Annotated in this window: 9 protein-coding genes; 3 read left to right on the forward strand and 6 right to left on the reverse strand. The window is 70.2% G+C overall.

The annotated features are described in order from the left end of the window. Positions 1-149: 149 nt before the first annotated feature. Positions 150-1,115, forward strand: coding sequence for a hypothetical protein (locus tag AC3XYG_RS28385; protein ID WP_489143235.1), 966 nt, complete (start codon positions 150-152; stop codon positions 1,113-1,115). A gap of 195 nt (positions 1,116-1,310) precedes the next feature. On the opposite strand, the gene AC3XYG_RS28390 is transcribed toward AC3XYG_RS28385, so the two are convergent. The 5 genes from AC3XYG_RS28390 to AC3XYG_RS28410 form a co-directional block, all read right to left on the reverse strand. Further along, a complete protein-coding gene (locus AC3XYG_RS28390; RefSeq protein ID WP_489143236.1) occupies positions 1,311-2,753 on the reverse strand; it encodes a cryptochrome/photolyase family protein in 1,443 nt (480 codons plus the stop codon). A 56-nt stretch (positions 2,754-2,809) separates the two neighbouring features. Continuing rightward, positions 2,810-3,529 (reverse strand): ligase-associated DNA damage response endonuclease PdeM, encoded by a 720-nt coding sequence (pdeM, locus tag AC3XYG_RS28395; protein ID WP_489143237.1) that lies wholly within the window; start codon positions 3,527-3,529, stop codon positions 2,810-2,812. Between the two features lie 69 nt (positions 3,530-3,598). Then, positions 3,599-4,039 carry a hypothetical protein gene (locus tag AC3XYG_RS28400; protein ID WP_489143238.1) on the reverse strand — a complete coding sequence of 147 codons (441 nt, stop codon included), beginning with the start codon at positions 4,037-4,039 and terminating at the stop codon, positions 3,599-3,601. Then, positions 4,036-4,653 (reverse strand): hypothetical protein, encoded by a 618-nt coding sequence (locus AC3XYG_RS28405; protein ID WP_489143239.1) that lies wholly within the window; start codon positions 4,651-4,653, stop codon positions 4,036-4,038. Before AC3XYG_RS28405 ends, AC3XYG_RS28400 begins: the two co-directional genes overlap by 4 nt. Before the next feature lie 80 nt (positions 4,654-4,733). Beyond that, positions 4,734-7,208 (reverse strand): ligase-associated DNA damage response DEXH box helicase, encoded by a 2,475-nt coding sequence (locus AC3XYG_RS28410; protein ID WP_489143240.1) that lies wholly within the window; start codon positions 7,206-7,208, stop codon positions 4,734-4,736. Positions 7,209-7,397: 189 nt separating this feature from the next. Here AC3XYG_RS28410 and AC3XYG_RS28415 point away from each other — a divergent pair, with 189 nt between their 5' ends. Beyond that, positions 7,398-8,060 (forward strand): DUF2306 domain-containing protein, encoded by a 663-nt coding sequence (locus AC3XYG_RS28415; RefSeq protein ID WP_489143241.1) that lies wholly within the window; start codon positions 7,398-7,400, stop codon positions 8,058-8,060. Here AC3XYG_RS28415 and AC3XYG_RS28420 read toward each other — a convergent pair. Beyond that, complete coding sequence (locus tag AC3XYG_RS28420; RefSeq protein ID WP_489143242.1) at positions 8,046-8,888, reverse strand: coiled-coil domain-containing protein; 843 nt, start codon at positions 8,886-8,888, stop codon at positions 8,046-8,048. The two genes, AC3XYG_RS28415 and AC3XYG_RS28420, sit on opposite strands and share 15 nt — an antisense overlap. Before the next feature lie 387 nt (positions 8,889-9,275). On the opposite strand from AC3XYG_RS28420, the gene AC3XYG_RS28425 reads away from it, so the two are divergent. Then, positions 9,276-11,880: LysM peptidoglycan-binding domain-containing protein (locus AC3XYG_RS28425; RefSeq protein ID WP_489143243.1), on the forward strand; the 2,605-nt coding region annotated here is incomplete at its 3' end.

The following is an 11,880-nucleotide window of genomic DNA, read 5'->3' on the forward strand; positions in this document are numbered from 1 at the left end:
CCGTCATCTAAAACCGCGCGCCCGGCCACACCAGCGTTGGGTTCGCAAGAGCGAACCCAACCTACGATGCCGGCTCGCGATGATGGCGTGGGGGAGGTTGAGCAGTATTATCCCTCGACTCATTGTTCCCTTTATGTTCTCATGAAGGTATGACACACGCAGCCGCCATCCCCGAGCCACCAACCGCCTTCCCGGCGGCGGAGGAGCTTGCCCGGGATGCGGCGATGCTGAGCGACGCCGCCGCCCTGGCCTTCGATTTGGCCAAGGAGATCAAGCTCCAGGCCGTCGCCGCCGGCACAGCCATCACCGCGGCCAAGCCGGTCGAGCGCCTGCTGCTCGCCATGCGCCGCTGCCTCGCCTTGAAGGACCTGTTCTACCAGCGGCACCAGGACGACCGGCGCCAGACCGAAGACCGCCGCGACGGGCGGCGGGCGGAGATCGGCGAGCGGCGCCGTAGGGTCGTCGAAGGGGTGTCCCGCGCCATCGCCGCCCGGAAGCCCGAGTCCTCAGACGGTCCCGACAGGGATCCGCGGGAACGGCTGACCAACGACCTGTATGACCGGGTGTTGGTGGATGAGAGGCTCACCGCCGACCTCGCCGACCCCGCCCTGCCGATCGAAGCCGTGATCCTGCAGACCTGCCGGGATCTGGGCGTCGCCGCCGCCTGGCTCGACACCATCCGGGGCACGCCGGGGGAGGCGACAGCGAAGGTCACCGCCTGGCAGGAGAGCCCATACGGGCTCGGCCGCTTTCGCCGGATCCCGGCCGCCGATATCGGCCTGCCCGAGGGGCAGGTGTATATGCTCAACACCGACACCGGCGCGGTCTTCGACGAGGATGGCAGGGTCGTCAAGACGCTGACGGACCAGCCGGCACCGCCCGACTCTCCGCCACCTGACCCGGGCCCCGGCAACACCGGACCGCCCGATGAGCCCACCCCGACGGCGACCGCGCCGCCCGGGACGGCCGCACCGCCCGGGACGGCGATGGTGGCACCCGGGGGCGGCTGGGTCACGGTCGAGCGCGCGCCCGAGAGCGAGCGCGCCCCCGAGAGTGAGCGCAACGACAACTGGCGCCGGATCAGCCTGGCCCAGCACATCTTCGGCTCCCGCTGACGCCGGCGCCGAAGGCTGCCTGCGGCTGCCCACCCCACACCGTCATCGCGAGCGTAGCGACGCGATCCAGTTCTGCCGGCGCAAACCGCGCAGACGGCGCCAATCTGGATCGCCACGTCGCTGCGCTCCTCGCGATGACGGTGAGGGTTGAGCGGAGGTGGCTCACCCTGAGCCGCGACCCGGCCCAACCCAGCGCTAGGCTTTCGGCAGCGCCTGGAAGGCGGCGAGGGCGAGGCGGCGGGCGGCGGCGTGGTCGACGATCGGCCGGGGGTAGGTCTTACCCAGCGTCACGCCGGCCTCGGCCCGCACGGAATCCGGCGCCGCCCAGGGACGGTGGATCCACTTCGCCGGCAGCCGTGCCAGCTCCGGCACGAAGCGCCTGACGTAAGCGCCCTCCGGGTCGAATTTCTCACCCTGCAGCACCGGGTTGAAGATGCGGAAATAGGGCGCGGCGTCGGCACCGCTGCCGGCCACCCATTGCCAGCTGGCGGCGTTGTTCGCGAGGTCGGCATCGACCAGCGTGTCCCAGAACCAGGCCTCGCCCTCGCGCCAATGGATCCGGAGGTGCTTGATCAGGAAGGAGGCGGCGACCATGCGGACCCGGTTGTGCATCCAGCCGGTCTGCCACAGCTGCCGCATGCCGGCATCGACGACGGGATAGCCGGTCCGGCCCTGCTGCCACGCCTGCAGCGCCGTGCGGTCGGTTTCCCAGGGAAACGCGGCAAAGCGGCCATCGAGCGGGTCGGCCGGCAGCTCCGGCCGCGCATGCAGCAGCTGGGTGGAGAATTCGCGCCAGCCCAGCTGGCGCTGATAGGCGCCGGCGGCCGGTCGCAGGGCAGGGGTCTCGTCGGCGGCATGCTCGACCGCCTGCCAGACCCGGCGCGGCCCGATCTCGCCCCAATGCAGATGCGGCGACAGGGCGGAGGTGCCGTCGACATCCGGCCGGTCGCGCCGGTCGGGATACCCCGCCAGGCCGTGGCGCAGGAAGGCGGACAGGCGCTTGCGGGCGCCGGCCTCGCCCGGGGTCCAGGTCTCGCGCAGCCCGCCGGCCCAGTCGGGCCTGGCCGGCAGCAGCGCCCAGTGGTCGAGGTCATCGCTCTGTGGCCAGTGTCCGGGCGCCGGGATCTCCTTCGGCGCGGCGTGCGGCGCGGCGATGCCGCCGCGCTCCAGGCAGGCGCGCCAGAACGGGGTGAAGACCTTGAACGGCGTGCCCGAGCCGGTGCGGATCTCCCAGGGTTCGAACAGCAGCGCCCCGTTCCTGCTTTCGGCCACGATGCCGCGCCGCTTGAGATCATTCTTGAGGGCGGTGTCGCGCGCGATCGCCGCCGGTTCGTAGCAGCGATTCCACAGCACGGCGCCGGCCCCGGTCTCCGCGATCAGCGTGTCCAGCACCGCCGTGGCCGGTCCGCGCCGCAACACCAGCCGGCTGCCGCGGGCGGCGAGCGCCTCGGCCAGGGCGGCCAGCGACCGGTGCAGCCACCAGCGGCTCGCCCCGCCCGGCGGCCAGTCGCCGTCGGCCTCGGGGTCGAGGATATAGAGCGGTACCACCGGGCCGCCCCGGGCGATGGCGGCGGCGAGGGCGGGGTTGTCGTCGAGGCGAAGGTCCTGGCGGAACCAGAGCAGGGTGGTATCGGGCATAGCCGCCAAACTGGAGCGAAGCGGCGGAAAGTCCAGGCCTGTCAGCAGTCCTTAGATCAGGCCTCGGCCCAGCGCTGTCCGATCGGCGACAGCCGGGCGCCGGGGAAGCGGTGCAGCATGGCCCGGCCGATCAGCCAGACATGGAACACCGGTGCCAGCAGCCCGCGGATGGCGGGGTCGAGCACGTCGAGCCCGCCGGTGTAGGCACCGAAGGCCGGCAGCACCAGCCGATCCTCATCGGCGACGAAGCAGCGCCCGGTCACCCGTCCGGCCCGGCCGCTGACCGCCGCCTTGGGGTGATAGTGGCCGGAGATCTCGCCGCCGAAACCATGCGCTATGGGGGCTCCAGGTCGGGCGGCGTGGCGGCAGGTCAGCCCGTCGATGGTGAATTCCGGCGTCCGGTCGCCCGGCAGCGCCGCCGGCAGGTCCGGGTCGTGGTTGCCCAGCACCCAGACCCAGTCGCGGCCCTGCGCCAGCCGGCCCAGCGTCGCCAGATCGTCGGCGGCGAGGCGGTCGGCCCCGCGAGAATCATGGAAGCTGTCGCCCAGCGCCACCACTGCCACCGGGTCCAGCCGGTCGATCACCGCGCCCAGCCGGGCCAGGGTGGCGGTGCTGTCATAGGGCGGCAGCAAGCGGCGCGACCGCTGCGCCAGCGCCGTCGCCTTCTCCACATGCAGGTCGGCCACCAGCAGCCAGCGCCGCTCCGGCCACCACAGCGCGCCCGACGGGTCGGGGTGGAAGGCATGGTCGCGGAGCGGGATGGTGCGCGTCGGCATGAGACCGGTTTAGGCGCAGCGCCGGCATCCGGCAATGGCTTTGTTCGCTCTATGTTCCGGGCGGGCCAGTCAGGCCTTCGGCGCGGCACCGTCCAGGATCCGCCGGGTGGTGGTGGCGCTGCGCCGGCCGAGCAGCAGCAGGCCGACCGACAGCACCAGGAACAGGCCGAGGAAGACCCAGAGCGCCACGGCGATGTTGGGGTACAGCGGGTCGGCATCGGCCGTGCGGATCATCAGCAGGGCATTGCCCAGCATGAACAGGACGAAGCCGATCACGCTGAGATTGACCACGGTGGTCGGCAAGCTCACCAGCTTGCTGTAGTCGATCTCGCATTCGATCAGTGCCCGCTTCTCGCCTTCGCTGCCGGCGAAGCGGTTCAGGTCGCTCTTGCGTTCGAGCGCCGTCAGGTCGCGCAGCCACTGACTCAGCTGGATGTAGAAGAAGCTGCCCAGCAGCCCGGCGAGCGTCAGCATCAAGCTGACCATGGTCAGCGGATTCACCGCGCTCATGGCTTCGGCTCCGGGGGCAGGGCGGCCAGCAGGGCCAGGATCGTCTCCGCCGTGATCGAGAACCAGGTCAGCGTCGGCGAGGACGGCTTCTTGCTCGGCGGCGCCGGGCGGCTGCGGCCGGTGAGGGCGGAGGCCATGGCGTCATACAGCGCCACCAGCTCGTCATAGGCGCCGCGCGACAGGCTGAGGTCGAAGCGCTGCACCTGCGCCCGGCCGGCGGCCGCTGCGGCGCGGGCATCGGCCTCGATCTGGCCGAGCGCCTGGTGCAGCTCGGCCCGGGCCGCCGCCCGCCATTGCGCGCTGCGGCGGGCGCGCAGCAGCCGGGCGAGGTACTGCGCCCGCGGCAGGCCGAGCTGGAACCGCGCATAGATCCTGGCCGGGTCCGGCTGCTCGTCGGGATGCAGGGCCTCGTAGCAACGGGCGATCCAGTATTCGGCCTGCTGGCCCTGGCTCTCGAACCGCTTCTCGCCGAGGACCCATTCGCTGACCAGATCGACGCACAGCCCCTCGTAGTCGCTGTCGATCCGCGCCCGGGCCGCGGCCGAGGCATCGACCGCCAGCGCCGCCTTGGCCCGCGCCAGACGGTCCTGCCTGTCCGCCCTGTCATCCGCCATCGGTCGCCCCCCTCGATTCCGCGCTGGATTGGATTCGGGCCATCGTAGCGAATTGCGCCGGACGGTCCCATCGGGCGGCTTCACCCCCGCCGCCTGCGTCCCTCGCTCTTCTTCGGGGTCGCCTCGGCGATCATCTCGGCGGCGGTTTCCTCCAGCATGGCGTCGATGGCGCCGGCGGCGACGCTGACGCGGCCGATCTCGAGCAGCACCGGGACGGCGAGGGGAGAGACGCGGTCGAGCGCGCGGTGGGTCAGCTTGCGCCGGGCCCGCTTCAGCGACAGGGCGACGCGGGCGACGTCGACCAGGCCGCGCGCCGCGTCGGCGCGGGTCGCACGCAGCAGCACATGGTCCGGCTGGTGCCGGCGCAGCACGTCGTAGATCAGGTCGGCGCTGACCGTGACCTGGCGCCCGGTCTTCTTCTCGCCGGGGGACCGGCGCTCGATCAGCCCGGCGATGATGGCGACGTTGCGGAAGGTGCGGCGCAGCAGGCTGGAATCACCCATCCAGGCCTCCAGGTCGTCGCCCAGCATGTCCTCGCTGAACAGCGGCGCCGGGTCGGTCACCGGGTGCAGGCTCCAGGTCGCCAGCACATAGTCGGTGGCGACGAAGCCGATCGGCCCCAGCCCCGCCCGCTCCATCCGCTTGGTCAGCAGCATGCCCAGGGTCTGGTGCGCCTGCCGGCCCTCGAAGCAATAGGCGACCATGTAGTGCCGGCCGCCGCGCGGGAAGGTCTCGATCATCAGCTCGCCCGGCCCGGGCAGGCCGGAGCGGTCGCGCTGCAGCTCCAGCCACTCGCGCACATCGTCCGGCAGCCGGGCCCAATGGGCGGGCGTGGACAGCAGGCGGCGCACCCGGTCGGCCAGATGGGTGGTCAGCGGCATGCGGCCGCCGGCGAAGGCCGGCACCTTCGGCTCACCGCCGGCGGCGGCGCGGCTGGCCATCACGGACATCTCGCGGATGCCCTCGAAGCGCAGCAGCTGGCCGGCGAACATGAAGGTGTCGCCCTGGATCAGGCCTTGGGCGAAGTACTCCTCGACCTCGCCCAGCACCTTGCCGAAGCCGCCGCCGAGCCGGACCTTCAGCGTCTCCTGCTCGACGATGGTGCCGACATTCATCCGGTACTGCCGGGTCACCACGGCGTTGGCCACGGTCCAGCGGCCCTCGGCATCCTGCGTCAGCCGGTGGAAGCGGTCGTAGTTGCGCAGGGCGTAGCCGCCATGGGCGACGAAATCGAGCACATCGTCGAAATCGCGCCGGGTCAGCCCGGCATAGGGCGCCGCCCGCCGCACCTCGGCGAACATCGCCTTGGCGTCGAAGGGGGCGGAGCAGGCGCAGCCCAGCAGGTGCTGCGCCAGCGTGTCCAGCGTGCCGGGGTCGGGCGGGTCGCCGTCCAGCGTCATCGCCTCGACCGCGTCGGCGGCAGCCTGGCATTCCAGCACCTCGAACCGGTTGGCCGGCACCAGCAGCGCCACCGAGGGCATGTCGAAGCGGTGGTTCGACCGGCCGATGCGCTGCAGCAGCCGGCTGGCGCCCTTTGGCGCGCCGATCTGGATCACCAAATCGACCGCCGCCCAGTCGATGCCGAGGTCGAGCGAGGAGGTGGCGACCACGGCGCGCAGGTCCCCCCGCGCCATCGCCGCCTCGACCTTGCGGCGCTGCTCCGCCGCCAGGCTGCCGTGATGCAGCGCGATCGGCAACACGTCGTCATTCACCCGCCACAGCGCCTGGAACACCAGCTCGGCCTGCGCCCTGGTGTTGACGAACAAGAGGGTGGTGCCGGCCTTGCGGATGCGTTCGTACAGCTCGGCGGCGGCATAGGTGCCCATATGGCCGGACCAGGGCAGCCGGCCCTCGGTTTCCAGGATCTCGACCACCGGCTTGATGCCCGGCGGCCCCTGCACCGTGCGCACCAGCGCCGGGTCGGCATGGCCGGTCGGCGACAGCCAGGCGACCAGCGCGTCTGGATGCGCGACCGTGGCCGACAGCCCGATGCGCCGCGCCGTCGGTGCATGGAAGGCGAGGCGGGCGAGGCCGAGCGCCAGCAGGTCGCCGCGCTTGGTGCCGGCCAGGGCGTGCAGCTCGTCGATGATGACACAGCGCACGCCGCCGAAGATCCGGTCGGCATCGCCATAGGACAGCATCAGCGCCAGGCTCTCCGGCGTCGTCATCAGGATCTGCGGTGCGTGGCGGCGCTGGCGTTCGCGTTTGGCCTGCGGCGTGTCGCCGGTGCGGGTCTCCGCCCGGATCGGCAGCCGCATCTCGGCGATCGGCTGTTCCAGGTTGCGGTGGATGTCGACCGCCAGGGCCTTGAGCGGCGAGATGTACAGGGTGTGCAGCCCCTCGCGCGGCCGCTCCGCCAGCTCGGTCAGCGACGGCAGGAAGCCGGCCAGGGTCTTGCCGCCGCCGGTCGGGGCGATCAGCAGGACATGGGTGCCGTCGCGCGCCGCCTGCAGCATTTCCAGCTGATGCAGGTGCGGCGTCCAGCCCTTGTGCCGGAACCAGCCGAGGAAGGCCGGGGGCAGCAAGGGTTCGGCGGTCTCCGCCACTGCACTCATCGATGCGTCGTCTGGACCAGGATGCATCCGACCAGATCAGCCCAGGACCGGCCCGGACGCAACTGTTGTGTTTTTGTTCTCGTCACCGGGTTGTCGCATTTCTGGCGTAACGCTTCGGTCCGCAAGCGAAATCTCCTGGACATCTGGATCCGGCTTTCTGGTCGCAGCAATAAGCTGGAGCAGATCCACATGGTCGCAATAGAGCCGGTACGGCGTTCCTTCCACGTCCCCCGCGCAAAGACGGTCGTCTTCGCGCTGATCCTGGCGATGATGGCCTATGTCATCGGCCACAACGAACGCTTCCTGATCGAACCCGACAACCCGGTGTGGCAGCACTACCAGTCCTTCCAATGGTGGTTGCTGCCGCATGGCGTGGCCGGGGCCAGTGCGCTGCTGCTGGCGCCGCTGCAATTCTCCGACCGGCTGCGCCGCCGCTTCGCCGTGGTGCATCGCGTCGTCGGCCGCATCTATGTCGTCGGCGTCTTCATCCTGGCGCCGCTGGGGGCCTATATCCAGTGGCTCGACGAGGCGGCGGGCGCCTCACGCTCCTTCACCTTCGCCGCGGGCGTCGACGCCGTGCTGCTGATGGTGACGACCGGGATCGGCATCGCCTTCGCGCTCAAGGGCATGATCCCGCGGCACCGGCAGTGGATGACCCGCAGCTACGCCGTGGCGCTGACCTTCTTCGAAGGGCGCCTGATCCTCGGCCTGACCGGGCTCGACCAGCCGCCGGATCCCGCGGTGGCCGAGATCGCGGTGTGGAGCTGCGTGGCGCTGGCTATGCTGGTCGGCGACCTGGCCAACCAGTGGACCGAGATGCAGGGCCGCCGCCGGCCGTCAGCTCTGCCTTAACGTGTTGAGGTTGACCGCCGTGCCGGTGCCGTAGTTGACGCCGGTGAACACCATGTAGATCGCCGTCAGCACCACGCCGATGATGGCGGCGACCACCGACTGCCGGCCGAGCCGCAGCTGCTCCTTGAAGATCTGGTTCTGCGCCTGGGTGGCCGCAAGCTGGGCCTTGGACGTCTCGTCGCCCAGGCTGGCCAGGAGGAAGTTGAGACCGCGGTGCAGGGCCTGCGCCAGCTCGGTGCTGGTCCGGCGCACCGCATCCTTGGCGGACCGGTAGCCTTCGCTGGCCGGTGTCAATTGCGCCAGCGTCTCCAGGCTGGTGTCGAATTCGGCCAGCGCGGCGTTGAAGAGGCCATCGTCCAGATGATGCTCGTCCCGCTGCTGCCGGGCCGTTTCGGACACGGCCTGCATGCGCTCGACGAAGGCGCGATGGTCGATGGCACTCTGTTCTTCGGCCTGGCGGCGTTCGGCCGCGTGCTGCTGCTCGAATTCGGCGCGTTCCTCCGCGAGCGCCCGGCGGTCGGCAGCCAGCCTCTGGCTCTCGGCCGCCAGCCTGCGGTCCTCGGTCGCGAGCCGCTGCCGTTCCGACGCGGCCAGCCGCGCGAACTCCAGGCGTTCGGCTTCGAGCATGCGGCGCTCCTCCGCCAGGGCCTGGCGTTCAGCCTCGATCTGCTGACCGGCACCATCCTGGACGATGTTTCGCGAGGTGGTGACCGCGGTCAGCCAGCTCGACAGGCGGGCCACATAGCTTGCCGACGGGCCGGCGTCGGGACGTTCCCCCTCGAGCAGCCCAAGTTCCAGGTCCGGTTCCCGACCAATCCTGTCGATCATATGTCTTGTCCGATCCTAAGTCCGCTCTCGGCTGCGCCGGTGGAGCGCGGCACTGATGCCGGTCCCAGGCATAAGAAATCCATGAGGATCTGGACATTCCGCCCGAACCACGCAGCTTCCGATCCCGGCGAAGGGAGGAAATCGGATCCGGATTCCAGGATCGCGGGACGGACTATACGAGGCTATCCCTGAGCCTGTTGCCGGTTGTTCGGCCATTCTCTGCCGAGCATCGGCATATTCTTGCCCGTTTCAGTGAACCTGCCTTGCGAAATCTTCAAATCGGGCTCGGCCCGGTTTGACAAGGACGGGATCGGCCACCAAACTCCGTGTCATCAAATCGTCATCGCAGCCGCGGGGCCGGCGACGGAATCTGTAGAGGAGACGGCCATGTCCCTGTTCCCTCGGATCGGCGGGCGGATCGAGTCCCCGTTCCGCACCCAGAACCCTGCCGTGGCCCCCGCCTTCCAGGATGCGATCGCCCGCAACCGGCAGCCGCCGGTGCTATCGCCGCCACCGCCACCCGTCACGCAACAGAACCCGCTGGCCAGCCTGCTGCTGCCGCAGGACCTCGGCCCCGTGGTCTCGCCCACCCCGGCCGCCACCTTCGACAGCGGCCGAACCGTCTACGAGGTCAAGAAGGGCGACACCCTGACCTCGATCGCGCGAGCGCACGGCCGGACGCTCGACGACATCCGTGCGGCCGACCCGGCGCTGTTCCCGCCGGACCACAACCCCGACGACCTCGACATCAAGGACACGGTCACCATCCTGGATGCCGATCGCAGCCGGATGGCGAAGGACCAGGCCGGCCTGCTGGCGAAGGGCGGCGATGTCAGGCCGTCGCTGGTCGCAGAGATGGACTATGCCACCCGGGATTCGGTGGTGCCCGGGGATGCGCTGGATGGGCTGAAGGCAGAGCTGAAGGCCCGCCGGCCGAAGGACGCCGCTTTCGCCGCCGCGGTCGACGATGCCGCCAAGACGGCGCAGGAGGGGTGGACGGCGCAGGGCCGCACCCACGCCGTGTTCGACCCGTTGTTCCGGTCGGCCCAGCCGGACCTGCTGTCGATTTTGGCGTTCAACCGGGAGGTCACGAACCAGTTCTCGGCGGTTGCCATCACCACCCCGACCAAGGCGGCGGTGGAGGCGCATCGCGACCTGCTGCTGGCCTATGGGCCGCAGGACCCGGCCTGGCAGGGGGCGATCAAATCCCAGGCCGATGATTTCCTGAACGGGGCGCCGCAGCGCGCCGCCGACGAGATCAAAAAGGCCTATGAGGAAACGCCGAAGGACGAGAACGACCCGTCCGGCGCCTACAAGGCCGCAGCCAAGCTGCGTGAGCTGACCGACCCGCAGAAAGCCGACCCGCTGACCGCTGCGCTGATCCTGGACAAGGCGACCGACACGATCGGCGACATCACCACGGATTTCGTCAATCCGGAGGTCCAGCTCTGGCACGCCGATTCCAACGGCGGCAGCGGCGAGTATGGCGAGATCTTCCGCAACCTCAGCGCCGCAGCCGACAGCGCCGACCGCAGCCCGGAAGGCCAGGATTCGATCGACTTCATGGCGAGCACGCTGCAGGCCTGGGGCGCACCCAATGTCAATTCGAAGACGCCGGCCGCCGACGGTTCCGGCGCGGTGCTGTCCCTCGCCATCGCCAAGCAGCTGCGGACCGAAGGCGACGGCGATAGCGTCAAGTCGGCGGACCGGATCGAGCAGGGCGTGCTCGACGGCACCGCGGACCTCAAGAACCACGTCCGGGATTCGGTCACCGAGCTCGGTCAGACCGCCATCCCGCTGACCAACCCGCCGGGGAATTGGGACGGCTTCCTGCCGCCGGACGACGCGCCGGGCGGGCAGCCGCTCAAGACCGGGGCCGAGACGAAACAGGCGCGGGCCAGCGACCAGGACGACACGGTCAAGGACGTCGATGCGGACCTGCAGCGGATCAACAGCGACGGCTATCACCTGACGCGCAGCATGGCTGCGCTGTCGGAATACGCGCCGCAGCTGCAGGGCTCACCGCACCAGGCCGAGTTGCTGAAGCAGGCCGAGGCCCCGGATTCGCAGACCGACCCGAAGCTGTCTCTGGCCCTCGCCGTCAGCTCTGCCGGGATGACCGAGGCGGCGCGGCTGTTCAACCTCGACGGCCTGCAGAACGGTACGCTGGCGGACCCCGGCAAGATCGTGGTCGATGTCAGTTGGCCGTCGCGCATGGCGCGCAACCATGTCCAGGTCGACATCGCGGCGGTGACCGGGGCCAAGCCCTTCGGCATCGGCCTCAGCCTGTACGGCACCGCCACCTATCTCTGGGGCATGCACAACCAGGCCGAACGGCTCGACCGCAACATCGACGACCCCGGCTATCTCGCCGAGAAGGGCTGGCGGAACATCGGCTTCCTCGGCCTCTATGCCGGGGGCACGGCGATCGAAGGCACCCAGGTGATCAGCCAGGCCATGAGCCGGATGCTGAAGCTGGACGGCAGCGAGGCCGGGATCAAGGGCTTCCTGGGCCGGACGGCCGCCAACCAGGGGACCTGGAGCAAGGTGTTCAGTAATCACCTGAAGGTGTTCGGCTGGTGGAACGCGCTGGGCACAGCGAACTACGCGATCGAAGGCGACTGGCCGCGCGCGGCGGCGCTCGGCGCCGCCACCACCGGCACCTTCATCTCCAGCTATCCCGACCTGGCCAGCCTGCTGCGGCTGAGCAAGGTTGGCGGGCCGATCGTCGGGACCTTGCTGACGCTGGCCGGATCCAGCGCCCTGGCGCTGATCGACATGCACGACAAGGCCAAGGCCGCCGCGGCCACGGTGCCGGCGAACCGGGCCTATCTGGTCGCAGCCGGGGTGAATCCGGACGTGGCGGAGGCGCTGACGCAGAATGACAGCGACGGCCGCATGCCGGCAGGCCGCCTCGCCGCGCTGGCCGAATACCGCCACACCACGCCGCAGGAGGTGCTGAAATACCTCAACGGCCAGAAGCCGCGGGCGG

The organism is Inquilinus sp., assembly GCF_057815775.1.

Coding starts and splice junctions, on each gene's coding strand:
- AC3XYG_RS28385 (WP_489143235.1), top strand. CDS start 150: ATGACACACGCAGCCGCCATCCCCGAGCCACCAACCGCCTTCCCGGCG.
- AC3XYG_RS28390 (WP_489143236.1), bottom strand. CDS start 2,753: ATGCCCGATACCACCCTGCTCTGGTTCCGCCAGGACCTTCGCCTCGAC.
- pdeM (WP_489143237.1), bottom strand. CDS start 3,529: ATGCCGACGCGCACCATCCCGCTCCGCGACCATGCCTTCCACCCCGAC.
- AC3XYG_RS28400 (WP_489143238.1), bottom strand. CDS start 4,039: ATGAGCGCGGTGAATCCGCTGACCATGGTCAGCTTGATGCTGACGCTC.
- AC3XYG_RS28405 (WP_489143239.1), bottom strand. CDS start 4,653: ATGGCGGATGACAGGGCGGACAGGCAGGACCGTCTGGCGCGGGCCAAG.
- AC3XYG_RS28410 (WP_489143240.1), bottom strand. CDS start 7,208: ATGAGTGCAGTGGCGGAGACCGCCGAACCCTTGCTGCCCCCGGCCTTC.
- AC3XYG_RS28415 (WP_489143241.1), top strand. CDS start 7,398: ATGGTCGCAATAGAGCCGGTACGGCGTTCCTTCCACGTCCCCCGCGCA.
- AC3XYG_RS28420 (WP_489143242.1), bottom strand. CDS start 8,888: ATGATCGACAGGATTGGTCGGGAACCGGACCTGGAACTTGGGCTGCTC.